15 protein-coding genes are annotated in these 22,284 nt (G+C 72.1%); 9 read left to right on the plus strand and 6 right to left on the minus strand.

Annotated elements, in window-relative coordinates:
• Positions 1 to 92: 92 nt before the first annotated feature.
• From ACYVO2_RS27815 to ACYVO2_RS27830, 4 genes are all read right to left on the minus strand, one after another.
• Positions 93 to 1,694 (minus strand): glycerol-3-phosphate dehydrogenase/oxidase, encoded by a 1,602-nt coding sequence (locus ACYVO2_RS27815; protein WP_461010767.1) that lies wholly within the window; start codon positions 1,692 to 1,694, stop codon positions 93 to 95.
• A complete protein-coding gene (glpK, locus tag ACYVO2_RS27820) occupies positions 1,694 to 3,217 on the minus strand; it encodes a glycerol kinase GlpK (protein ID WP_461010768.1) in 1,524 nt (507 codons plus the stop codon). The genes ACYVO2_RS27815 and glpK overlap by 1 nt, the downstream gene beginning before the upstream one ends.
• A 100-nt stretch (positions 3,218 to 3,317) precedes the next feature.
• Positions 3,318 to 4,127 carry an MIP/aquaporin family protein gene (locus tag ACYVO2_RS27825; RefSeq protein ID WP_461010769.1) on the minus strand — a complete coding sequence of 270 codons (810 nt, stop codon included), beginning with the start codon at positions 4,125 to 4,127 and terminating at the stop codon, positions 3,318 to 3,320.
• A gap of 358 nt (positions 4,128 to 4,485) precedes the next feature.
• A complete protein-coding gene (locus ACYVO2_RS27830) occupies positions 4,486 to 5,250 on the minus strand; it encodes an IclR family transcriptional regulator (protein WP_461010770.1) in 765 nt (254 codons plus the stop codon).
• Positions 5,251 to 5,790: 540 nt separating this feature from the next.
• Here ACYVO2_RS27830 and metH point away from each other — a divergent pair.
• From metH to ACYVO2_RS27870, 8 genes are all read left to right on the plus strand, one after another.
• Positions 5,791 to 9,318: a methionine synthase gene (metH, locus tag ACYVO2_RS27835; protein WP_461010771.1), complete on the plus strand. Its 3,528-nt coding sequence runs from the start codon at positions 5,791 to 5,793 to the stop codon at positions 9,316 to 9,318.
• A 316-nt stretch (positions 9,319 to 9,634) separates the two neighbouring features.
• Positions 9,635 to 10,369: an HAD family hydrolase gene (locus ACYVO2_RS27840; RefSeq protein WP_461010772.1), complete on the plus strand. Its 735-nt coding sequence runs from the start codon at positions 9,635 to 9,637 to the stop codon at positions 10,367 to 10,369.
• 394 nt (positions 10,370 to 10,763) lie between these two features.
• Entirely contained in the window at positions 10,764 to 12,335 is a 1,572-nt protein-coding gene (locus ACYVO2_RS27845; protein ID WP_461010773.1) for an ABC transporter substrate-binding protein, read from the plus strand.
• Between the two features lie 99 nt (positions 12,336 to 12,434).
• Positions 12,435 to 13,457 carry an ABC transporter permease gene (locus tag ACYVO2_RS27850; protein ID WP_461010774.1) on the plus strand — a complete coding sequence of 341 codons (1,023 nt, stop codon included), beginning with the start codon at positions 12,435 to 12,437 and terminating at the stop codon, positions 13,455 to 13,457.
• The gene (locus ACYVO2_RS27855) at positions 13,457 to 14,920 is read left to right on the plus strand and encodes an ABC transporter permease (RefSeq protein ID WP_461010775.1); all 1,464 of its coding nucleotides are present in this window, start codon (positions 13,457 to 13,459) and stop codon (positions 14,918 to 14,920) included. The genes ACYVO2_RS27850 and ACYVO2_RS27855 overlap by 1 nt, the downstream gene beginning before the upstream one ends.
• Entirely contained in the window at positions 14,920 to 16,005 is a 1,086-nt protein-coding gene (locus ACYVO2_RS27860; protein WP_461010776.1) for an ABC transporter ATP-binding protein, read from the plus strand. The genes ACYVO2_RS27855 and ACYVO2_RS27860 overlap by 1 nt, the downstream gene beginning before the upstream one ends.
• Positions 15,989 to 17,362 (plus strand): oligopeptide/dipeptide ABC transporter ATP-binding protein, encoded by a 1,374-nt coding sequence (locus ACYVO2_RS27865; protein WP_461010777.1) that lies wholly within the window; start codon positions 15,989 to 15,991, stop codon positions 17,360 to 17,362. The genes ACYVO2_RS27860 and ACYVO2_RS27865 overlap by 17 nt, the downstream gene beginning before the upstream one ends.
• 87 nt (positions 17,363 to 17,449) lie before the next feature.
• Positions 17,450 to 19,048 (plus strand): ABC transporter substrate-binding protein, encoded by a 1,599-nt coding sequence (locus ACYVO2_RS27870; protein ID WP_461010778.1) that lies wholly within the window; start codon positions 17,450 to 17,452, stop codon positions 19,046 to 19,048.
• 43 nt (positions 19,049 to 19,091) lie between these two features.
• Here ACYVO2_RS27870 and ACYVO2_RS27875 read toward each other — a convergent pair whose 3' ends face one another.
• Positions 19,092 to 19,763 carry a response regulator gene (locus ACYVO2_RS27875; RefSeq protein WP_461010779.1) on the minus strand — a complete coding sequence of 224 codons (672 nt, stop codon included), beginning with the start codon at positions 19,761 to 19,763 and terminating at the stop codon, positions 19,092 to 19,094.
• Between the two features lie 92 nt (positions 19,764 to 19,855).
• Positions 19,856 to 20,884, minus strand: a complete 1,029-nt coding sequence (locus tag ACYVO2_RS27880) for a RecB family exonuclease (protein ID WP_461010780.1) — start codon at positions 20,882 to 20,884, stop codon at positions 19,856 to 19,858.
• 168 nt (positions 20,885 to 21,052) lie between these two features.
• Here ACYVO2_RS27880 and ACYVO2_RS27885 point away from each other — a divergent pair, with 168 nt between their 5' ends.
• Positions 21,053 to 22,279, plus strand: coding sequence for a site-2 protease family protein (locus tag ACYVO2_RS27885; RefSeq protein ID WP_461010781.1), 1,227 nt, complete (start codon positions 21,053 to 21,055; stop codon positions 22,277 to 22,279).
• Positions 22,280 to 22,284 lie beyond the last annotated feature (5 nt).

A 22,284-nucleotide genomic window follows, 5' to 3' on the forward strand; every position in this document is an offset into this window, starting at 1 on the left:
GCGCGCGGCCCGGCGCGGGAGGGAGCACGCCCCCGCCCCGGCCCGGAGGGGGAGCGGGCGGGGCGGGGGCGCGGTCGCGGGGCACGGACGGCTCAGCGCTTCAGCATCGCCTCCACCCGCTCCCGGACCTCGGGGGTGTCCAGGCCCCGCACCGTCAGGGTGGTGCGGCGGCGCAGCACGTCGTCCGCGGTGACCGCCCACTCGTGGTCCCGGGCGTACACCACCTGCGCCCAGATCTCCGGGGCGTCCGGGTGGATGCGCTCCCCGAGCGAGGGGTCGTCGTTGACCAGGCGGGCGATCTCGAAGGACAGCGCGCCGTAGTGGGTGGCCAGGTGCCGGGCGGTCAGCGGGTCCAGCCGGGCGCTGGGCTCGCGGTCCACCAGCAGGCGGTGCGCGACCGCGTTCGGGTTGGCCACCCCGGGCAGCGGCAGCCGGCGCGGCAGCCGGTCCACCGGCTCCATGTCCTCGGCGAGCGGGGCGCCGGGGAGCTTGGCGAGCTTGTCCATCACGGTGCGGCCGATGTGCCGGTAGGTCGTCCACTTGCCGCCCGCGACCGACAGCATGCCGCCGCGGCCCTCGGTGACCACGGTCTCCCGCTTGGCCGACGCGGTGTCACCCGGCCCGCCCGGCAGCACCCGCAGACCCGCGAACGCGTACGTCATCAGCTCCCGCGTCAGGTGCTCGTCGCGCAGCGAGAACGCCGCCTCGTCGAGGATCTGCGCGATGTCCGCCTCGGTGGCCCGCACCTCGCCCGGGTCGCCCTCGTACGTCTCGTCGGTGGTGCCGAGCAGCAGGTGGTCCTCCCACGGCAGGGCGAAGGTGATGCGGTACTTGTCCACCGGCGTGGCCAGCGCCGCCCGCATCGGCGCCCGGCGCCTGAGCACCAGGTGCGCGCCCTTCGACAGGCGCACGCTCGGGGCGGCCCCCGGGTCCTCCATGCGCCGCAGGTGGTCCACCCACGGACCGGTGGCGTTGAGCACCAGCCGGGCCTGCACGCCGAACTCGCTGCCGTCCACCCGGTCGCGCAGCTCGGCCCCGCTGACCCGGCCGCCGGTGAAGCGCAGCCCGGTGACCTCGGCGTGGTTGAGGACCACGGCCCCGGCCTCCACGGCCGCGCGCACCGTCATCACGGCCATGCGCGCGTCGTTCATCTGGTGGTCGCCGTAGACCGCCACGGCCTTGAGGTTGTCGGTGCGCAGCCCGGGGACGTCCCGGGCGGCCCTGGCCGGGCTGATGACCCGTCCGACGCCGTCGCCGAACGCGGACAGCGCCGAGTAGGCGAACACGCCCGCGCCGAGCTTGGCGGCTCCGTGCGGCCCGCCCTTGTAGACCGGCAGGTAGAAGGTGAGCGGGTTCACCAGGTGCGGGGCCACGTCCCGGCTGAGGACGCGCCGCTCGTGGTGGTTCTCCGCCACCAGCCGGACCGCCCCGGTCTGGAGGTAGCGCAGACCGCCGTGGACCAGCTTCGACGACGCCGAGGAGGTCGCCCCCGCGAAGTCGCCCGCGTCCACCATCGCCACCCGCAAGCCGGACTGCGCCGCGTGCCAGGCCACCGAGGTGCCCAGGATGCCGCCGCCGATCACCAGCAGGTCGTAGGCCGCGCCCGCGAGGGTGTCACGGGTCTCGGCCCGGCTCGCGTTGCGCGTCTCGGCGACGTGGGTGCCGAGGCTCGGCACGCTCCCAACGGTCCTCATCAGTTCTCCTCGTCCAGCCAGCCCATGGTCCGCTGCACGGCCTTGAGCCAGTAGCGGTACTCGCGGTCCCGGAGCTCCGCGTCCATCCGGGGGGTCCACTCGGCGGCCCGCCGCCAGTTGGCCCGCAGCGTGTCGGTGTCCGGCCAGAACCCGACGGCGAGCCCGGCGGCGTAGGCGGCGCCCAGGCAGGTGGTCTCGGCGACCATCGGGCGCACCACGGGCGCGTCGCAGAAGTCGGCGATCATCTGCATGAGCAGGTTGTCCGACGTCATGCCGCCGTCCACCTTGAGCGTGGACAGGCGCACCCCGGAGTCCTTGGTCATCGCGTCCACGACCTCGCGGGTCTGCCAGGCGGTGGCCTCCAGCACGGCGCGGGCCAGGTGCGCCTTGGTGACGTACCGGGTCAGGCCCGCGATCACGCCGCGCGCCTCGGGGCGCCAGTAGGGGGCGAACAGGCCGGAGAACGCGGGCACGAAGTAGGCGCCGCCGTTGTCCTCCACCGAGCTGGCCAGGGTCTCGATCTCGGCCGCGCTCTTGATCAGACCCATCTGGTCGCGCATCCACTGCACCAGCGAGCCGGTGACGGCGATGGAGCCCTCGAGCGCGTACACGGGCGCCTGGTCGCCGATGCGGTAGCCGACCGTGGTCACCAGTCCGCTGTAGGAGTTGACGATCTCCTCACCGGTGTTCATCAGCAGGAACGTGCCGGTGCCGTACGTGGACTTGCCCTCGCCGGGCGAGAAGCAGGTCTGGCCGAACAGGGCCGCCTGCTGGTCGCCGAGCGCGGAGGCCACCGGCACGCCGGCGAGGCTGCCGGTGGCGGTGCCGTACACCTCGGAGGACGAGCGGATCTCCGGCAGCATCGCCATGGGCACGCCGATGGAGGAGCAGATGCGCTCGTCCCAGTCGAGGGTGCGCAGGTTCATCAGCAGGGTGCGGGAGGCGTTGGTGACGTCCGTGTAGTGCTTGCCGCCGTTCACGCCGCCGGTGAGGTTCCAGATCACCCAGGAGTCCATGGTGCCGAACAGGATCTCGCCGCGCTCGGCGCGCTCCCGCAGGCCCTCGACGTTGTCCAGCAGCCAGCGGATCTTCGGCCCGGCGAAGTAGCTGGCCAGCGGCAGGCCGGTCTCGCGGCGGAAGCGGTCCTGGCCGACGTTGCGGCCCAGCTCCTTGCACAGGGCGTCGGTGCGGGTGTCCTGCCAGACGATGGCGTTGTGCACCGGCTCGCCGGTGTTCCTGTCCCACAGCAGGGTGGTCTCGCGCTGGTTGGTGATGCCCAGCGCCTTGATGTCGGCTGCGGTGATCCCGGCCTTGTCCAGCGCCCCGTCCACGACCTCCTGGACGTTCCGCCAGATCTCCGCCGCGTCGTGCTCGACCCAGCCGGGCTTGGGGAAGATCTGCTCGTGCTCCTTCTGGTCGACGGAGACGATGCGGCCGTCGCGGTCGAAGACGATGCAGCGGCTGGAGGTGGTGCCCTGGTCGATCGCGGCGATGAACGGGCCGGTGCTGTGCGTGTCGGTCATGTCAGGCTCCGGGCGGTAGTGGAGGTGGTCGTCGGGAGGAGCGGACGGGCCGGGCCGGGGCGTTCGCCGGGGCAGCCGTCCGCCACGCCAGCTTGTACGTTCAGAACGCCAGCTTGTAGATGCCGCCGGCGAGAAGACCGCCGAGGAGCGGGCCCACCACGGGGATCCAGGCGTAGCCCCAGTCGGAGCCGCCCTTGTTGGGCAGCGGCAGCAGGGCGTGGACGATGCGCGGGCCGAGGTCGCGGGCGGGGTTGATGGCGTAGCCGGTGGGGCCGCCGAGGGACAGGCCGATGCCGACGACCAGCAGGGCGACCATCAGGATCGTGGTGCCCGAGGCGGCCAGGCCCTTGTCGTCGCCGAAGGCGAGGATGGCCAGCACCAGCACCGTGGTGCCGATGATCTCGGTGGTGAGGTTCTGCACCGGGTTGCGGATCTCCGGGCCGGTGGAGAAGATCCCCAGCACCGGGCCGCCGGGCTGCCGGCGGGCCTGCTCGGACTTGGTCAGCGGGCCCGCGGGGTCCGCGCCGGGACCCGACGCCTGCCCGGCGCCGACGATCTCCGGGTCGGTGAGGTGCGCCTGGAACTGGCCGTAGTAGGCGAGCCACACCAGGGTCGCGCCCAGCATGGCGCCGAGGAGCTGCCCGGCGAGGTAGACGGGGACGTCGCCCCAGTCGCCGGTCTTGACGGCGACGCCGAAGGTGACGGCGGGATTGAGGTGGGCGCCGGACAGCGACGCGCTGGTGTAGGCGCCGGTCAGGACCGCGAAGCCCCAGCCGAAGGTGATCGCCAGCCAACCGGCGCCCTGTGCCTTGGACTTCTTCAGGACGACGGCGGCGACGACGCCGCCGCCCAGGACGATGAGGATGGCGGTACCGATGATCTCGCCGATGAAGATGTTGCCGCTGGACATCGCGACTCCTTTGTGGCCTGCCCAGGTGGGGACTTGGGCGGTGAACACCCTGACGGTGAGTGACACGCCGTAGGGACGAGAACACTGTATGACTCTGCCGACGCGTGTTCGACAATGCCGACCGCCGCGCGCCAGTTTTGTACCGGGCGGGTTAATCGTCAAGGGTTCAGCGGCATACGCCCGGAGTCGTTTCGGTTACGACGCGGCCGGGGCGGCGCCGGAGAGGCAGCGGAGACGGGGCGGAGACGGGACGGGGCCCGGGCGCGGCGCCGGGCGAGGGCGTCCGCGGGGTCGGGGGCCGGGGGCCGCCCGGCGGCGCGGGGGCGGCCCGCCGCGGGCCCGGGGGAGGAGCCCGGGCTCAGAACGGGCTGGCGCCCAGGTCCCGCGAGACCGCCCGCGCCGCGTCCCGCACCGCCGCCACCAGCGACGGGCGCACCTCGCCGTCCGCGCAGACCCGCTCCACGGCGCCGGTGACGCCCACCGCGCCCACCGGCATCCGCCGCCGGTCGTGGATCGGCGCCGCCACCGACGCCAGGCCCTCCCAGGTCTCCTCCAGGTCGCACGCCCAGCCGCGCTCGCGGGTCACCTGGAGCAGTCCCTCGAACTCCGCGACGTCCACCACCGTGCGCGAGGTGAACGAGGTGCAGCCCGCCTCCAGCGCCTCGCTGTGCGCCACCGGGTCGTACGCCGCCAGGACCTTGCCCAGGGCCGTGCTGTGCAGCGGGTGCAGCGCGCCCACCTCGAGCACCTGGCGGCTGTCGTCCGGCCGGAACACGTGGTGCACGATGAGCACCCCGCGCTGGTGCAGCACCCCGATGTACACGCTCTCCCCGCTGGCGCGGGCCAGGTCGTCCGCCCACACCAGGGCGCGCGCCCGCAGCTCGTGCACGTCCAGGTAGCTGTTGCCCAGGCGCAGCAGTTCCGCGCCGAGCTGGTACTTTCCGGACTCCGGGTCCTGCTCGACGAAGCCCTCCCGCTGGAGGGTGCGCAGGATCCCGTGCGCCGTGCCCTTGGCCAGGCCCAGGGTGGAGGACACCTCGGACAGGCTCAGCCGCCGGGTCCCGCCGGCGAGCAGCCGCAGGATCGCGGCGGCCCGCTCCAGGGACTGGATGGGTCCGGGCATGGGGAACCTCCACGCGCAGTAGGGGAGTTGGGGCGGACGGGCGGTGGGCGGAGCCGTCGTCGGGGCGGTCGGGTGAACGGTCGGACAAGTGGTCGGCAATGCAGAACGGTATCGGGCTATGCCGAATCATCCACCCAAACCCAGGCTCCCCGCACCGCCCCGTGCCCAATCCCGCCCCCGGACCCCGGCCGTCCCCCGCTCCGCGGCCCACCCGCCGCCTCCCGCCCGAGCAGCGCCCCCGCCCCCGCGCCGCCTCGCCCGGGCCGCCCCCGCCGCCGCGCCCGCCCCCGCCCCGGGCGCACCGCCCGCCCCGGCCCCGCGGACCCCGCCCGGACCCCCGGCGAAACGGCGCACAGCACCCCTGATCCGGCGCTTCGGGGGCAACCCCGCCCGGCCCGCCGCGCCCCCGCCCGGTGTCCACTCCTTGAGAGGATCCCCCTCGCTCCATGGTCGCTTGAGACTCCCCGGTTACGCTGGCCACGTGCCCCGGCCGTGCCCGGGCACGCCAAGCCGACAGCCGTCGCACCCCAGGGAGTCTTCATGGCCTCGCCGTCCCATTCCGCCCGCGTCCAACGAGCCGAAGCACTGCGCGAGGCACTGGCCACACGAGTCGTCGTCGCCGACGGCGCCATGGGCACCATGCTCCAGGCGCAGGATCCCACGCTGGACGACTTCCAGGGCCACGAGGGCTGCAACGAGATCCTCAACGTCTCCCGCCCCGACATCGTCACCTCCGTGCACGAGGCCTACTTCGGGGTCGGCTCGGACTGTGTGGAGACCAACACCTTCGGCGCGAACTTCGCCAACCTCGGCGAGTACGGCATCACCGAGCGCATCTTCGAGCTGTCCGAGGCCGGGGCCCGCCTCGCCCGCGAGGTCGCCGACGGCTTCACCACCCCCGGCAGCCCCCGCTGGGTGCTGGGCTCCATCGGCCCCGGCACCAAGCTGCCCACGCTGGGCCACGCCCCCTACGCCGCGCTGCGCGACGCCTACCAGGCCAACGCCGCCGGCCTGATCGCGGGCGGCGCCGACGCCCTGCTGGTGGAGACCTCGCAGGACCTGCTCCAGGCCAAGGCCGCGGTGATCGGCGCCCGGCGGGCGCTGGCCGAGGCGGACCTGAGCCTGCCGCTGCTGGTCCAGGTCACCGTGGAGACCACCGGCACCATGCTGCTGGGCTCGGAGATCGGCGCCGCGCTGACCGCGCTGGAGCCGCTCGGCGTGGACATGATCGGGCTGAACTGCGCGACCGGTCCCGCCGAGATGAGCGAGCACCTGCGGTACCTGTCCCGGCACGCGCGCACCAGGGTGTCGGCGATGCCGAACGCCGGCCTGCCCGAGCTGGGCAAGGACGGCGCCCACTACCCGCTGTCGCCCGCGGAGCTGGCCGACGCCCACGAGCTGTTCGTCCGCGAGTACGGCCTGTCCCTGGTCGGCGGCTGCTGCGGCACCACCCCCGAGCACCTGCGGCAGGTCGTCGAGCGGGTCCGGGACCTGGCGCCCGGGCACCGCGACCCCCGGCCCGAGCCCGGCGCCGCGTCGCTCTACCAGACGGTCCCGTTCCGGCAGGACACCTCGTACCTGGCGATCGGCGAGCGCACCAACGCCAACGGCTCCAAGAAGTTCCGCGAGGCCCTGCTGGACGGCCGCTGGGACGACTGCGTGGAGATCGCCCGCGAGCAGATCCGCGAGGGCGCCCACCTGCTGGACCTGTGCGTGGACTACGTCGGCCGGGACGGCGTGGCCGACATGAAGGAGGTCGCGGGCCGGCTGGCCACCGCCTCCACCCTGCCGATCGTGCTGGACTCCACCGAGCCCGACGTCATCCGGGCGGGCCTGGAGCTGCTCGGCGGCCGCGCCGTGATCAACTCGGTCAACTACGAGGACGGCGACGGACCCGAGTCCCGCTTCGCGCGGATCGCCACCCTGGCCGTCGAGCACGGCGCCGCGCTGATGGCGCTCACCATCGACGAGGAGGGCCAGGCCCGCACCGCCGAGAACAAGGTCGCCATCGCCGAGCGGCTCATCGCCGACCTCACCGGCAACTGGGGCATCCACGAGAGCGACATCATCATCGACTGCCTGACCTTCACCATCGCCACCGGTCAGGAGGAGTCCCGCCGCGACGCCGTGGAGACGATCGAGGCCATCCGCGAGCTCAAGCGCCGCCACCCCGACGTGCAGACCACCCTCGGCCTGTCGAACGTCTCCTTCGGGCTGAACCCGGCCGCCCGCATCGTGCTCAACTCCGTCTTCCTGCACGAGTGCGTGGAGGCCGGCCTGGACTCCGCCATCGTCCACGCCAGCAAGATCCTGCCCATCGCCCGGATCCCCGAGGAGCAGCGCGAGGTCGCCCTCGACCTGATCCACGACCGCCGCCGCCCCGCCACCGCAGACGAGCCCGCCTACGACCCGCTCCAGCGCTTCCTCCAGTTGTTCGAGGGCGTGGACACGAAGTCGGTCCGGGCCGGGAGGGCCGAGGAGCTCGCGGCGCTGCCGCTGGACGAGCGGCTCCAGCGGCGGATCATCGACGGCGAGCGCAACGGCCTGGAGGCCGACCTGGACGAGGCCCTCCGGGAGCGCCCCGCCCTGGAGATCATCAACGAGACGCTGCTGGGCGGGATGAAGGTGGTCGGCGAGCTGTTCGGCTCCGGCCAGATGCAGCTCCCGTTCGTGCTCCAGTCCGCCGAGGTGATGAAGGCAGCGGTGGCCCACCTGGAGCCGCACATGGAGAAGGCGGACACCGAGGGCAAGGGCACGATCGTGCTCGCCACCGTCAAGGGCGACGTCCACGACATCGGCAAGAACCTGGTGGACATCATCCTGTCCAACAACGGCTACAACGTGATCAACCTCGGGATCAAGCAGCCGGTGTCCGCGATCCTGGACGCCGCCGTCGAGCACCGGGCGGACGTGATCGGCATGTCCGGGCTGCTGGTGAAGTCCACCGTGATCATGAAGGAGAACCTCCAGGAGCTCAACCAGCGCAAGCTCGCCACCCAGTACCCGGTGATCCTCGGCGGCGCCGCGCTGACCCGCGCCTACGTCGAGCAGGACCTGCACGAGATCTACGAGGGCGAGGTCCGCTACGCCAGGGACGCCTTCGAGGGGCTGCGGCTGATGGACGCCCTGATCGCCGTCAAGCGCGGCGTGCCCGGCGCCGAGCTGCCCGAGCTGCGCAAGCGCCGGGTGCCGGCCCGCGAGGGCGTCACCGCCGAGAGCGCGCCGGACGAGCCCGAGGGCCAGGTGCGCTCCGACGTGGCCACCGACAACCCCGTCCCCGAGCCGCCGTTCTGGGGGACCCGGGTGGTCAAGGGGATCCCGCTGGCGGACTACGCCTCCTGGCTGGACGAGGGCGCGCTGTTCAAGGGCCAGTGGGGGCTGAAGCAGGCCCGCACCGGCGAGGGCCCCACCTACGAGGAGCTGGTGGAGAGCGAGGGCCGGCCCCGGCTGCGGGGCTGGCTGGAGCGGCTGCACACCGAGGGCCTGCTGGAGGCCGCGGTGGTCTACGGCTACTTCCCCTGCGTGTCCAAGGGCGACGACCTGATCGTGCTGCACGAGGACGGCAGCGAGCGCACCCGGTTCACCTTCCCCCGCCAGCGCCGGGGCCGCAGGCTGTGCCTGGCCGACTTCTTCCGCCCCCAGGAGTCCGGCGAGACCGACGTGGTGGGCCTTCAGGTGGTCACCGTCGGCAACCGGGTCTCCCAGGCCACGGCGAAGCTGTTCGAGTCCGACGCCTACCGGGACTACCTGGAGCTGCACGGCCTCTCGGTGCAGTTGGCCGAGGCCCTGGCGGAGTACTGGCACGCGCGGGTGCGCGCCGAGCTCGGGTTCGGCGGGGAGGACCCCGCCGATGTCGAGGACATGTTCGCGCTGAAGTACCGCGGCGCCCGGTTCTCGCTCGGCTACGGCGCCTGCCCCGACCTGGAGGACCGCGGCAAGATCGCCGACCTCCTCGGGCCGGAGCGGATCGGGGTGCGGCTCTCGGAGGAGTTCCAGCTCCACCCGGAGCAGTCCACCGACGCCTTCGTCATCCACCACCCGGAGGCGAAGTACTTCAACGCCAGGTAGCCGGCCGGGGGTCCCGCCCCGCCCTCCCGCGGCCCGTCCCCGGGGGCGGAGGCGCGCGTTCGGGGCGTTCCGGAGCATCCGTCGTAGACTGGATGGTCCGGCACAGGCCGGTCGCCGCCCCCACGGGGGGCAGGCGGCCGGCCTTCTCGTCCCTCAGGGGGCGGGCAGCCGTCCCTCACGGGGGACGGACGCCCCCCCGGAGGCGGCGGGAGCCTCCCGACCGGCCGTGGTGTCTCCGGCGGCCTTCCGGGGCAGGAAACAGGCCCCGGGGCGCCCGGCGGGAGCACGACGCGCAGACGAGGAAGAGAGGACCCACGTGACCAGTACCGTCCCCGGTGACAGAACCGATCGGAGCGGAGCCTCGCGGGGCCCGGTGACCGCCGCCGGAGGGCGGCCGGGGCCGGACGCCGTCCTGCTGGACATGGACGGCACCCTCGTGGACACCGAGGGCTTCTGGTGGGACGCGGAGGTCGAGGTCTTCGCCGAACTCGGCCACGAGCTGCGGCCCGAGCACCGGGCGCACGTGGTCGGCGGCCCGATGACCCGGGTCGGCGCCTACCTGATCAAGGAGACCGGCGCCCGCATCACCTACCCGGAGCTGTCCAAGCTGATCAACGACCGCTTCACCGAGCTGATCTCCCGCGGGGTGCCGCTGATGCCGGGCGCGCAGCGCCTGCTGGCCGAGCTGGCCGCGCACCACGTGCCGACCGCCCTGGTCTCCGCCTCGCACCGGCGGATCATCGACGTGGTGCTGCGCACCCTGGGCCGCTCCCGGTTCGCCTTCTCCATCGCCGGGGACGAGGTCGAGCACACCAAGCCGCACCCCGAGCCGTACCTGACGGCCGCGCGCAGGCTCGGCGTGGCCCCGTCCCGCTGCGTGGTCGTGGAGGACACCCCGACCGGTGTGGCGTCCGCCGAGGCGGCGGGCTGCCGGGTCGTCGCCGTGCCCTCGATCGCACCCATCGAAACCGCGCCGGGACGCACGGTGGTGAGTTCGCTGGAAGAAGTCGATCTGCCTTTCCTGCGCTCTGTGGTCATGGCCGCGCACTGAGCGTGCCGGACCCGCCGTGATTACGAAGTAATTCCCCTCGCTCATTACTTTGGGTCGTGGCACGGTGCTGCCCCGTGACTCCGGCGGTGGCCGATTCGCGTTCCCCCGGTCTCAAACCTCTTCGTGATTAATCTCACACCCGACCCCATCGACAACGCGGGTAGACCTTGTTCTCAAGGGGGTTGAGAGGGGGTCGGGCCCGGCCCTTGTGTCCGCTTTGATGGCAGTAGGAGCCATTGATTCTGCTGTCCGGAAATCGGTCACCGGGCTGCTGTTATCGGCGCGTGATTCCGCCGGGACTGTTCCGTGTCATAAGCCGGAGACGTCATCGCACTAGGGTTCCTGCCTGATCAATGCCGAATCTCGGTCGGTGTTTGAGCAAGGGGATTCTTTGATGTCACGCAGCAAGCGCGTCGTGGCTGCCGCCACCGTCGGCCTGATGGCTCTGACGGTGGCCGCGTGCGGCGACAGCGACAGCGGTTCCAAGTCCGGCGGCGGCGGCAAGGCCGTGATCATGGGCACCACCGAGCCCGTGGAGTCGCTCGACCCGGCGAAGACCTACGACCTGGGCTCCTGGACGGTCATCTACAACACCTTCCAGACGCTGCTCACGTACGAGGCCGGGGCCACGGCGTACACCGGTGACGCCGCCGAGAAGTGCGAGTTCACCGACCCCAAGACCTTCACCTGCACCCTGAAGGACGGGCTGAAGTTCTCCGACGGCAGCGCGCTCGACGCCGAGGACGTGGCGTTCTCCATCAAGCGCGTCGTCACCATCGCCGACCCGGTGGGCGCCTCCTCGCTGTTCGGCTCGATGCAGTCGGTCGAGGCCAAGGACCCCAAGACGGTGGTCTTCAACCTCAAGCGCCCCGACGCCACCTTCCCGCAGGTGCTCACCACCGGCGCCGCCGCGATCGTTCCCTCGGACAAGTACCCGGCGGACAAGATCAAGGACGGCGACAGCATCGGCTCCGGCGTGTACAAGATCGACAAGTACAAGCCGAAGCAGCTCATCTCGTTCGTCACGAACGACCAGTACAAGGGTGCTCGCAAGGCGAACAACAAGCAGTTCGTGCTCCAGTTCTTCAGCGAGGAGTCCACCCTCAAGCAGGCCGTCGAGAACGGCAAGGTCGACGTCGCCTACGGCAAGCTGTCGCCGACCACCCTCGAGGCCATCGGCAAGTCCGGCGCCTCCAAGGGCGTCAAGGTCGTCCAGGGCCAGGGCGCGGACATCCGCTACCTGACGTTCAACGTCAAGAGCAAGCCCGTGGACAACAAGGCCGTCCGCCAGGCCATCGCCCAGTTGGTCGACCGCGAGTCCATCGCCAAGAACGTCTACAACGACAACGTCGTGCCGCTGTACTCGATGGTCCCGCAGGGCGTCGACGGCGCGGTGGAGTCCTTCAAGGACAAGTACGGCACCCCGTCGAAGGACAAGGCCGCCGAGCTGCTGAAGAAGGCCAAGGTCAAGACCCCGGTCAGCGTCGACATGTGGTACAGCCCGGAGAAGTACGGCGCCGTCACCACCGACGAGTTCACCGAGATCAAGCGCCAGCTCGAGGAGTCCGGCCTGTTCAAGGTCAACCTCGACAGCAGCGCCTGGGAGCAGTACCAGAAGGCCGCGTTCGACGAGGACCAGTACCCGGTCTTCGGCCTCGGCTGGTACCCGGACTTCCCGGACCCGGACAACTACTCCAGCCCGTTCCTGCGCGACGGCGGCTACTTCAGCAACAACTACAAGAACGAGACGCTGAACAAGGCCCTTGACAAGGAGCTCGGCAGCGACGACAAGAAGGTGCGCAACGACGCCTTCGCCGAGGTCCAGAAGATCACGGCCGAGGACGTCCCGGTGCTGCCGATCTGGCAGGGCAAGCAGAGCGGCGTCGTCCGCGACGGCGTGACCGGCGTCGAGCAGACGTTCGACCCGTCGTACATCTTCCGCTTCTGGCTGATCAGCAAGAAGTAGCACACCGCACCCTGTCGGCAACCGACGGCACATCCCGGGGGCGCGGACGGGCATCCGCCCGCCCGCGCCCCGACCGCCGTCCCGGAGAGAAACGATCCTATGAGCAAGCAGTCAGGCGGCCTCGGGCGCTACATCGCCCAGCGGCTGCTGCTGGCGGTCCCCATGGTGCTCATCCTGCTCTCGCTGGTCTTCCTGCTGATGCGGGTCGCCCCTGGCGACCCCGTCTCGGCCGCGGCGGGCGGCAAGCTCAGCGCGGAGCAACTGGAGGAGAAGCGCCGCATAGCGGGCCTGGACAAGCCGCTGTTCGAGCAGTACACGGACTACCTCGGCGACGTCGCCACCCTGGACTTCGGAACGACCTTCGTCGACCACCGCAAGGTCTCCGACATCATCGTCGACAACGGCGGAGCGACCCTCAGCCTCACGCTCGGCGCGCTGTTCGTCGCGATCATCATCGGGCTTCCCATCGGACTGCTGTCCGGTCGCTACCGCGACAGCGCCTTCGACGTGGGAGCGCGGATCTTCGGTATCGCCACCTACGCGGCACCGGTGTTCTTCACCGGCCTGCTCGCCCAGTTGGCCTTCGCCGGGACCTGGTTGCCCACCTCCGACCAGGCCGACCAGATCATGTCGTTGAACGTGGAGACGGTGACCCACATCTATGTGCTCGACGCCATGATCGCCGGTGACTGGGCCGCCGTGGAGGACGGCCTCAAGCACCTGATCCTGCCGTCGGTGACGCTGGGCCTGCTCATCGTCGGCGTGTTCATCCGCATGATCCGGGTCAACGTCATCACCACGCTCCAGGGCGACTACATCGAGGCCGCCCGCGCCCGCGGCGTCAAGGAGCGCTCGGTCGTCACCCGCCACGCCTTCCGCAACGCGCTCGTGCCCGTCATCACCGTGCTCGGCCTCCAGGTCGCGATGCTGCTCGGCGGAGCCGTGCTCACCGAGAAGACCTTCAACTGGCCCGGCATCGGCCAGCAACTGATCGAGTACATCAACCAGCGCGACTACGTCGCGGTCCAGGGCATCGTCACGGTGTTCGCCCTCGTGGTCGTGTTCATCAGCATGCTGATCGACTTCGTCAACGCTCTGATCGACCCGAGGGTGCGGTACTGATGACCCAGACGACGCTCCTCACCCCCACCGAGCCCGAGCCCGCGGCCGCGGTCCCCGCGGTCAAGCCGGGGCGCCTGGCCGGACTGCGCCGGATGTTCGCCCCGGTCAAGCAGGCGCACGGCGTGCCCAAGGCGCTGCTGTGGACCGGGTTCGCGATCAGCGCGGTGTTCGTGCTCGCGGCCCTGTTCGCGCCGCTGATCGCCCCGTACGACTTCGACCAGTACAGCTCCGGCGGCGAGCGCTTCCCCAAGCAGGGCGAGCCCGGCGGCGACCACCTGTTCGGCACCACCGTGCAGAGCCTGGACGTGCTGTCCCGGGTGCTGTACGGCGCGCGCACGGCCCTCGAGGTCATGGTGCTCGCGGTGCTGTTCTCCCTGGTGATCGGCGTGCTGCTGGGCCTGCTCTCCGGGTACTTCGGCGGCTGGCTCGACCGGATCCTCGTCCTGATCATGGACGCGCTGTTCGCCTTCCCCTACCTGCTGCTGGCCATCGTCGCCGGGTTCATCTTCTCCGGCGTGGCCGGGGGCAGCATCGTCACCGCGGCCCTGGCGATCACGGTGGTGTACATCCCGCAGTACTTCCGGGTGGTGCGCAGCTCGGCGCTGTCCGCGCGCGAGGCCACCTATGTGGAGGCGGCGCGGGCGATGGGCGCCAAGCCGAGGACGGTCATCTCCAAGTACCTGTTCTCGAACGTCATCCAGTCCGTTCCCGTAATCACCACCATGAACGCCGCCGACGCCATCTCCACGCTGGCCGGCCTCGGCTTCCTCGGCATGGGCATCGAGCCCACCGACGCCGCGGAGTGGGGCTACGACCTCGAGCGCGCGATCGACGACGTCGGCGCGGGCATGTGGTGGACCGCGCTCTTCCCCGGCCTGGCCATCCTGCTGTCGATCCTGGGCTTCACCCTGCTGGGCGAGGGCCTGAACGACGTGCTGAACCCGAGCACCAGGCGCCGCAGGATCACCAAGGTCGTCATCCCGCCCCTGGCCGCCCCGCGCCGGGTGGTGACCGCCGCCGCGGCCCCCACGGCCCAGGCCGCGCCGGCGAAGGCGGCGGACGAGGAGCGCCCCGCGGCCGAGGCCGACCCCGCCCCCGAACCCGAGCCGCCGGCGGCGGACGGGAAGGACGCGGGGAAGGACACCGCGAAGGCCCCCGCGAAGGCCCCCGCGAAGGCCGGGGAGCCCTCGGCCGGTGACGCGGCGGAGAAGGCGGAGAAGGCCGAACCCGCGGCCGAGCCGGAGCCCGAGGCCGAGCCGGAGGCCGCCGCGAAGCCGGAGCCCGAGCCTGAGCCCGAGGCCGAGCCGGCCCCCGCCGCCGAGGCCGAGCCCGCCGACGACCCCGCCGCGCCCGCCCCCGCCGAGGCGCCCGCCGACGGCGACGCCGAAGGGACCGCCCCCGCGCCGCGGGCCGAGGGCGGCACCGAGAAGACCACCGACTCCCGCACCCAGAAGGAGGGATGATGGCCACCACGACCGCCCCCGCCGCCGACCCGGCGGAGCTCAAGGAGCCGGTGCTGTCCGTGCGCGACCTGCGCGTCTGGTACGGCACCGAGCGCGGTCCCGTCAGGGCCGTCGACGGGGTCAGCTTCGACGTCCGGCCGGGCGAGACCCTCGGCCTCGTCGGCGAGTCCGGCTGCGGCAAGTCCACCCTCGGCCGCGGCGTCCTCGGGCTCACCCAGCCCGGCACCTCGCTGGACGGCGTGGTGGACTTCAAGGGCACCAACCTCGTCGGCCTGCCGCCCAGGGAGCTCCAGCGGCTGCGCGGCCCCGAGCTCGGCCTGATCTTCCAGGAGCCGATGACCCGGCTCAACCCCCTGATGAAGATCTCCGAGCACTTCGAGGAGGCCCTGCGCACCCACGAGAAGGGCCTGTCCAAGCAGCAGATGCGCGAGCGCGCGCTGGAGGCCCTGCGCGGCATGGGCATCCCGCCCAGCCGCTACAACTCCTACCCGCACGAGTTCTCCGGCGGCATGCGCCAGCGCATCATGATCGCGCTCGCGCTGGTGCTGCGCCCCGCGTTCGTCGTCGCCGACGAGCCCACCACCGCGCTCGACGTGCTGGTGGAGGCCCAGATCATCAAGATCCTGGCGGACCTGCGCAAGAACTTCGACACGGCGCTGGTGCTCATCACGCACAACCTGGGCATCGTCGCCGAGGCGTGCGACCGGGTCGCGGTGATGTACGCGGGCCACATCGTGGAGCAGGGCGACGCCCGTGAGGTGTTCGCCAACCCGCAGCACCCCTACACCAAGGAGCTGCTGCGCTCCACCATCTCCCTGTCCACCACGGGCCTGCACTACATCCCGGGCAGCCCGCCGGACCTGGGCCGGCCGCTGGAGGGCTGCCGCTTCCACCAGCGCTGCCCGGTGGCCATGCGGGGATGCGCCGATCACGAGCCGCCGGAGGTGCACCTGGCCTCCGGTGTGCGCAGCGCCTGCTGGCACCAGGCGCTGGAGGTGGACCCCTCGCTCGGCGAGGAGCTGGGTAAGGACGGGCGCGAGCCGCTCGCCGCGGTGAAGGAGATCAGCGTTGCCGACGAAGCCTGACACCGAGACCGCCCCGCAGGGCGAGCCGGCGGCGGCGTCCGCCGCGGCCGCCCGGGGCGGCGACCCCGACGTGCTGATGGAGGTCCGTGACCTCCAGGTGCACTTCGGCCTGCGCGGCGGCGCCCTGAGCCGCTTCACCGGCCGCGGCGCGACCGCCGTCAAGGCCGTGGACGGCATCGACCTCACCCTGCGCAAGGGCGAGGTCATGGGCCTGGTCGGCGAGTCCGGCTCGGGCAAGACCACCCTGGGCCGCACCCTGCTGGGCCTGAACCGGGCCACCGGCGGCAGCATCACCTACGCCGGGCAGGACCTGACCACGCTCAGCGAGCGGCGGCTGCGCCCCATGCGGCGCAAGCTCCAGATGGTCTTCCAGGACCCGCACGCCTCGCTGAACCCGGCCATGGACATCCGCACCGCGGTCGGCCACCCGCTGCGCATCCACGGCCTGGTCAAGGACGAGGCCGAGTACGACGCGAAGGTCGCCCACGCCCTGGAGCGGGTCGGGCTCACCCCGCCCGAGCGGTTCCTGCACAAGTTCCCGTCGGACCTGTCCGGCGGCCAGAAGCAGCGCGCCGTGCTGGCCCGCGCGATCATCGCCGACCCGGAGCTCCTCGTCGCCGACGAGCCGATCTCCATGCTCGACATGAGCGTCCGCGCCAAGATCCTCCAGTTGATGCTGGACCTGAAGCGCGACCTGGGCCTGACCTACGTGTACGTCACGCACGACCTGGCCAGCGCCAAGTTCTTCTGCGACACGATCGCGATCATGTACCTGGGCCGGATCGTGGAGTCGGGACCGGCCGAGCAGGTGTTCAGCGAGCCGCGCCACCCGTACACCAAGGCGCTGCTCGCGGCCATCCCCGAGCCGGACCCCCGGCACGCCATCCCCCGCGACCTGCCCCGCGGCGAGGTCCCGGACGCGGCCAGGCCCCCGCTCGGCTGCTCCTTCCACCCGCGGTGCGCCGCGGCCCTCGCGGGCTGCGGCTGGGAGGCGCGGGACCTGCGGGCGCTGCTCGAGCGGCGCTGGCTGGAGCTGCCGCCCGAGGAGTACACGCGCGAGCGCGGCCTGATAGGGAACCTGGACGCGCTCGCCGAGCCGGGGCTCACCCGGGTCGCGGTCGTCCCGGGCAAGGGCCACACCGCCGCGGAGGTGGCGCAGTATCTCAGAAGGCTCCGCGAGGAGGCGTCGGAAACCGAGCCCCGGGAGCCGTTCTGGCGCGGTGTGACCACACTGAGCGAGGACGGCGGGCAGGTCGTGGTGGAGTTCTCCGAGCCACGGGACCCTCGGCTGCTGCCCGTGGTGGACACCGGGGTTAACGTTGCTTGCCACCTCTACGCGGACGCCGAGCGGGCCTGACCGGCCGGCTGCACAACGGGGGCGGGCGGCGCCGACGTGGCGCCGCCCCGGCACACGAGACAAAAGGGCGCTAGGAGATCCGACACGATGAAGCGAGCCAAGCTACTGGCGCTGCCGGCGGCGGCCGGCCTGATGGTGCCCCTGCTGGCGGGGTGCGGCGGTGGCTCCGGCGGCGACGACGGCGACCAGGACCCCATCGTCATGGGCAGCACCGACGCGATCGGCAACCTGGATCCCGCGGCCGCCTACGACATCGGTAGCTGGACGGTGATGACCAACACCTTCCAGTCGTTGCTGCGCTTCCCCAACGACGGCTCCCAGCCGCAGCCCGACGCCGCGCAGAAGTGCACCTTCACCAGCCAGGCCAGCACCGCCTACCGGTGCACCCTGCGGGACGACCTGAAGTTCTCCAACGGCAACGCGCTCACCGCCAAGGACGTGGAGTTCTCCATCCAGCGGGTCGTCAAGATCAACGACCCCTCCGGCCCCGCCAGCCTCTTCGGCAACCTCGACCGGGTCGAGGCGCTGGGGGAGAAGACGGTGGTCTTCCACCTCAAGCAGTCCGACGCCACCTTCCCGTTCGTGCTGGCCACCCCGGCCGCCGCGATCGTGGACCAGGAGGTGTACCCGGCCGGCAAGCTCATAGGCGCGGACCGGATAGCCGGCTCGGGACCTTACGCCCTGGAGGAGATCCAGCGCGGCAAGGACTCCCACAAGCGCGCCGTCAAGGCCGTCTTCGCCAAGAACAAGAGCTACCAGGGCAGCATCGAGCCGAAGAACAGCAAGTTCGAGGTCCGCTGGTTCGCCGACTCCAAGGCGATGCAGAAGGCCCTGGAGCGCGGCGACATCGACCTGACCCACCGCACCCTCACGCCCAAGCAGATCGTCGAACTGGAGGGCGAGGAGGACAAGGGCATCAAGCTCACCGAGGCGCCGGGCACCGAGATCCGCTACCTGGCGTTCAACACCAAGGACTCCTCCGTGGAGAACGTGGCGGTGCGCCGGGCCATCGCCCAGATCGTCGACCGCCAGGCCCTGGTGCGCGACGTCTACCAGCGCACCGCGGAGCCGCTGTACTCGATGATCCCCAAGGGCATCACCGGGCACGTCAACGCGTTCTACAACAAGTACGCCGAGCCGGACCCGAAGAAGGCCCGTGAGACCCTCGAGGACGCCGGGATCACCGTGCCCGTCCCGCTGACCCTGTGGTACACCTCCGACCACTACGGCGCGGCCACCGCCGAGGAGTTCCAGGAGCTCAAGAGCCAGCTCGAGGACTCCGGCCTGTTCGAGGTGGAGATCAAGGGCCGCCAGTGGGAGGACTTCCAGGCCGGCTACCAGAAGAGCGAGTACGAGGTCTTCGGGATGGGCTGGTTCCCGGACTTCCCGGACCCGGACAACTTCACCGGCCCGTTCCTGCTGAAGGACAACTTCCTCAGGCTGCCCTACGGCAGCGAGGAGGTCCAGAACGACCTGATGCCCAAGGCCAGGCGGCAGGCCGACCGCAGCGCCGTCGTGGACGAGTTCCGCGAGATCCAGGACGTGGTGGCCGACGACGTGCCGCTGCTGCCGCTGTGGCAGGGCAAGCAGTACGTCGCCCACCGGGACAACATCAACGGCGTGCAGTGGACGCTGGACGCCTCCTCCACCTTCCGCTTCTGGGAGCTGGAGAAGGACGGCGAGTGACGCCCGGCGGAGCGGGGGCGGGCCCGGCCCGCCCCCGCACCGCCTACCGGGCGCCGGGCCGGACCAGGCCGCTCTCGTAGGCGTACACCGCGGCCTGCACCCGGTCGCGCAGCCCCAGCTTGGTCAGCACATGGCCCACATGGGTCTTCACGGTCGTCTCGCTGACGAACAGCTCCGCGGCGATCTCCGCGTTCGACAGACCGCGCGCCACCAGCTTGAGCACCTCCACCTCGCGCTCGGTGAGGGTGCCCAGCGCCTGCGGAGCCGGGTCCTCGCCCGACGGCAGCCGGCCCGCGTACTTGTCCAGCAGCCGCCGCGTCACGCTCGGCGCGAGCATCGCCTCCCCGGCCGCCACCACCCGGATGGCCTGCACCAGCTCCTGCGCCGGCGCGTCCTTGAGCAGGAAGCCGCTCGCGCCCGCCCGCAGCGCCTCCACCACGTACTCGTCCAGGTCGAACGTGGTCAGCACCAGCACCTTCGCCGGGCCGTCCCGGCCGGGCCCGGTGATTCTGCGGGTGGCCTCCACCCCGTCCATCCGGGGCATGCGGATGTCCATCAGGACCACGTCGGGCTGGAGGGCGCGCACCTGGTCCAGCGCCTGCTGGCCGTCCCCGGCCTCACCCACCACCGCGATGTCCCCCTCGGCCTCCAGGATCATCCGGAAACCGGTCCGCAGCAGCGGCTGGTCGTCGACGAGCAGCACCCGAATGGCCACCAAGACTCCTCATGCGCCAAGGCCCGGGGCGTCCGGCACGGGCCCTGCTGCCGACGGTCCCCGGGACAGCGGAAACGGCTGCCCATTCTTCCTCAGGGCGCGGGCACCACCGGGAGGGGGTACGGCGGGGGTGTGCCGCCGAACTCCGGGCACAGCGCGCGGTGCTCGCACCAGTCGCACAGCCGGCTCGGCTTCGGCCGCCACTCGCCGGTCTCGGTGGCCCGCCGGATCGCCTGCCACAGCGCGAGCAGCTTGCGCTCCACCGCCTCCAGGTCCGCCGCGTCCGGGTCGTAGGTCACCAGGTCGCCGCTGCCCAGGTACACCAACTGGAGCCGCCGGGGCACCACCCCGCGCAGCCGCCACAGCACCAGCGCGTAGAACTTCATCTGGAACAGCGGCTGCGCCTCGAACCGCGGCGGCGGGGCCTTGCCCGTCTTGTAGTCCACCACCCGCACGTCGCCGGTCGGCGCCACGTCCACCCGGTCCACGTAGCCGCGCAGGGTCAGGCCCGCGTCCAGCACCGTCTCCACGTACAGCTCGCGCTCGGCGGGCTCCAGGCGGTTGGGGTCCTCCAGGGTGAAGTAGCGCTCCACCAGGCGCTCCGCCTCGGCCAGCCACGCGGCGAGCGCCGTGCCCGGCTCGTCCCCCTCGCCGTCCCCGGCGAACAGCTCCGCCAGCTCCGGCCGCCTGGCCAGCAGCCGCTCCCACTCGGGGCGCACCAGCGACCGGGCGTGCCCCGCGGTGCGCGCACCCGCCGGGGCGTCGAACAGCCGCTCGAGCACCGCGTGCACCACCGTGCCGCGGGTCGCCGCGGGATTCGGCTTCTCGGGCAGCCGGTCGATCACCCGGAAGCGGTACAGCAGCGGGCACTGCATGAAGTCGGCCGCGCGCGACGGCGACAGCGACGCCCCGGGCGCCACCGCGGACCGGGCCGGCCCCGTGGCCGGGCGCGGCCGGGGGACGGGGGCCTGCGCCGCCGCGGCCCGCGGTACGGCCGCCTCCCCGGGCGGGTGCGGAGCCCGCGGCGCGGGGGAATCGGCCGCGGGCGGAGCCTGTGCCGCGGGCCCGTCCGCCTCCGCCTCGGGCGCGTCCGCCGTGCCGGTGCCAGTGCTGCTGCTCATGGCAGCCGACCTTACGGCCTCCCACCGACAGCGCGCCCCGCGACCCGGCCGCCCGGCGTGCCCCCGCCCGCGCGCGGTGTCCGCCGTCGCGCCACGGGACATACCATCGACGGCAACACGCCGGGGCCACGGCCGCCGGCCGGGCGGGGAACCAATGAGGGGACAGCTTTGAACGACTCGAACGGGCAGCCGGGCGGCACCAACGCATCCGCGCCCCAGCCGGGCCGCGGCAGGCGTCCGCCCGGCCCCGAGGGCGGACTGCTGATGGGCCGCCCCTTCGGCGTGCCCGTCTACGTCGCGCCGAGCTGGTTCCTCGTCGCCATCCTGATCACCTGGGTCTTCGGCAGCCAGCTCGAGGACGTGCTGCCCGAGCTCGGTGGCGCCCGCTACCTGGTCTCGCTGTTCTTCGCCGTCGCCTTCTACGCCTCCGTGCTCGTCCACGAGCTCGCCCACACCGTCGCCGCCCTCCGCTTCCAACTGCCGGTGCGCCGCATCCAGCTCCAGTTCTTCGGCGGCGTCTCCGAGATCGAGAAGGAGTCCGAGACCCCGGGCCGCGAGTTCGTCCTGGCGTTCGTCGGTCCGCTGCTCTCCCTGGTCCTCGCCGGCGTCTTCTACCTCGCCCTGCAAGCCGTGGAGCCCGGCACCGTGCCCGGTGTGCTGCTGGCCGGGCTCATGGTCAGCAACCTGATCGTGGCGGTGTTCAACCTGCTGCCCGGGCTGCCCCTGGACGGCGGCCGGATGCTGCGCGCCGTGGTGTGGAAGGTCTCCGGCAAGCCCATGACCGGCACCGTCGTCGCCGCCTGGACCGGCCGGGCGCTGGCCATCGCCGTCCTGGTCGGCCTGCCGCTGCTCACCTACTCCAGCGACCTGTCCTCCGGCGAGGACGGCGTCACCATGACGTCCATCACCGACGCGCTGCTCGCCGCCGTGCTGGCCGCCATCATCTGGACCGGCGCGGGCAACGCCCTGCGCATGGCCAGGCTCCGCGAGCGCCTGCCCGACCTGCGGGCCCGCACCCTGACCCGGCGGGCCGTCCCCGTCGGCCCCGACACCCCGCTGTCGGAGGCGCTGCGCCGGGCCAACGAGACGGGGGCGCGGGCCATCGTCGTGGTGGACAACGAGGGGGAGCCGCGGGCCCTGGTCCGCGAGGCCGCCATCGTGGGCGTGCCCGAGCACCGCCGCCCCTGGGTCGCCGTCGGCGGGCTGTCCCAGGACCTCCAGCCCGGGATGCGGGTCTCCGCCGAGCTGGCCGGGGAGGAGCTGCTGGACACCCTGCGCGCCACCCCCGCCACCGAGTACCTGGTCGTGGAGCCCTCGGGGGAGGTCTACGGGGTGCTGTCCACCGCCGACGTGGAGCGGGCGTTCGTCGCGGCCATGGCCAAGCCCGCGCCCTGACGCGG

Source organism: Streptomyces capparidis (genome assembly GCF_054782095.1).

What these genes read in the sequence shown, in the direction of transcription:
- ACYVO2_RS27830 (WP_461010770.1), bottom strand. Translation starts at nt 5,250, where the DNA reads ATGCCCGGACCCATCCAGTCCCTGGAGCGGGCCGCCGCGATCCTGCGG.
- metH (WP_461010771.1), top strand. Translation starts at nt 5,791, where the DNA reads ATGGCCTCGCCGTCCCATTCCGCCCGCGTCCAACGAGCCGAAGCACTG.
- ACYVO2_RS27855 (WP_461010775.1), top strand. Translation starts at nt 13,457, where the DNA reads ATGACCCAGACGACGCTCCTCACCCCCACCGAGCCCGAGCCCGCGGCC.
- ACYVO2_RS27880 (WP_461010780.1), bottom strand. Translation starts at nt 20,884, where the DNA reads ATGAGCAGCAGCACTGGCACCGGCACGGCGGACGCGCCCGAGGCGGAG.
- ACYVO2_RS27815 (WP_461010767.1), bottom strand. Translation starts at nt 1,694, where the DNA reads ATGAGGACCGTTGGGAGCGTGCCGAGCCTCGGCACCCACGTCGCCGAG.
- ACYVO2_RS27850 (WP_461010774.1), top strand. Translation starts at nt 12,435, where the DNA reads ATGAGCAAGCAGTCAGGCGGCCTCGGGCGCTACATCGCCCAGCGGCTG.
- ACYVO2_RS27860 (WP_461010776.1), top strand. Translation starts at nt 14,920, where the DNA reads ATGGCCACCACGACCGCCCCCGCCGCCGACCCGGCGGAGCTCAAGGAG.
- ACYVO2_RS27825 (WP_461010769.1), bottom strand. Translation starts at nt 4,127, where the DNA reads ATGTCCAGCGGCAACATCTTCATCGGCGAGATCATCGGTACCGCCATC.
- glpK (WP_461010768.1), bottom strand. Translation starts at nt 3,217, where the DNA reads ATGACCGACACGCACAGCACCGGCCCGTTCATCGCCGCGATCGACCAG.
- ACYVO2_RS27870 (WP_461010778.1), top strand. Translation starts at nt 17,450, where the DNA reads ATGAAGCGAGCCAAGCTACTGGCGCTGCCGGCGGCGGCCGGCCTGATG.
- ACYVO2_RS27845 (WP_461010773.1), top strand. Translation starts at nt 10,764, where the DNA reads ATGTCACGCAGCAAGCGCGTCGTGGCTGCCGCCACCGTCGGCCTGATG.